Annotated in this window: 1 protein-coding gene; it reads left to right on the top strand. The window is 50.3% G+C overall.

Annotated features, from left to right (window positions below):
* On the top strand, positions 1 to 1,121 hold a 1,121-nt coding region (locus E1189_RS23080), incomplete at both ends, for a hypothetical protein (protein ID WP_230460020.1).

Below are 1,121 nucleotides of genomic sequence, written 5' to 3'. Positions count from 1 at the left end.
GGACGACTGTCCGGGCACTGTCTGCAGACGCACCCAGGGTAGCAAAGCAAGATGCCTGTGATAAAGGACTTTGCCAATGGCTGAATCAGACTGTGCGATCCCTGCCGTGTCCGTGGCAGGTAAAACGCGGGAAAACCACTGCGATAAACCGCATTACCCATGAAGTGACTGTGAAGGAACACCTGAATGACGATGAGGCCAAAGCCGATATTATCAGGCAACTGGCTGAAGCAAGGTGGAGTGACTCGGGGATGCCACAGGATCCGTCAAAATCCACAGGCACTCTTGAGAGTGCTTTATATCGCCTCTGGCAGCAGTGCTGGTTTAAACAATACTACGGCAGTACTGGTGTTCATGGTGAACAGATTTTTCCTCTGGACACGGTCCAGACCATGACGCTGGCAATAAAAGCCAATCAGCCTTATCTGGCCGAAGCAGCAAGATTGATGGAGGCTATGGACTTTAAAGGCGGGATTAACTGGCCTGCCTGCTGGCAGGAACTCCTGGATGTTTTAAAGCAGCCTGTTGCCAGCTATTGCCAGAAGGCGCCGGAGGTCAGCACTCAGCCAGCGGATGCTATGGATACACAGGCTAGGCTGTCACAGCCTTACATAACAACACTGGACAGCAAAACAAATTATGAGCAGCTTCCTGTACAACACATGAGTTGTACAAAGGTTTTCCAGACTCCTGACCATGACCCACGGATGACCCGTCTTTACGTAGATGATATTGCTGTAACTCCCGACGGTGGCCTGATATCCATAAGATTGGGAAATGGTGAACATGGTGGTCTGGAAGCAGTGTTACCGGGAACGTTGTCAGCCAGTGGCTCTATACCTTTAGCCAGGAATCATCATTATGGTCAAACCACCCTGAAGTGGGTAGGTAAGCAGCGGCTCTTTTTACCCGGTATGACTCCCGATGAAACGATCATTGCTATGCGCACCGAGCCTGAAAAGACATTCACACTCATGAAAGATCACTATAGTGGGTTGCATATGGTGTTTATCCCAGCGCAGCAGCCCGGTGAAGAGATCACTGTCCACTATATAGTGGAAACCGGAGACAAAACTGCAGGCACGGAGGAAACAGAAAACGTACTGATTTCTGAACGGCCT

This window comes from Parendozoicomonas verongulae, assembly GCF_009711465.1.
In the GTDB taxonomy this organism is placed as follows: Bacteria; Pseudomonadota; Gammaproteobacteria; order Pseudomonadales; family Endozoicomonadaceae; genus Sansalvadorimonas; species Sansalvadorimonas verongulae.
This window is presented reverse-complemented; position numbering and strand designations above follow the sequence as displayed.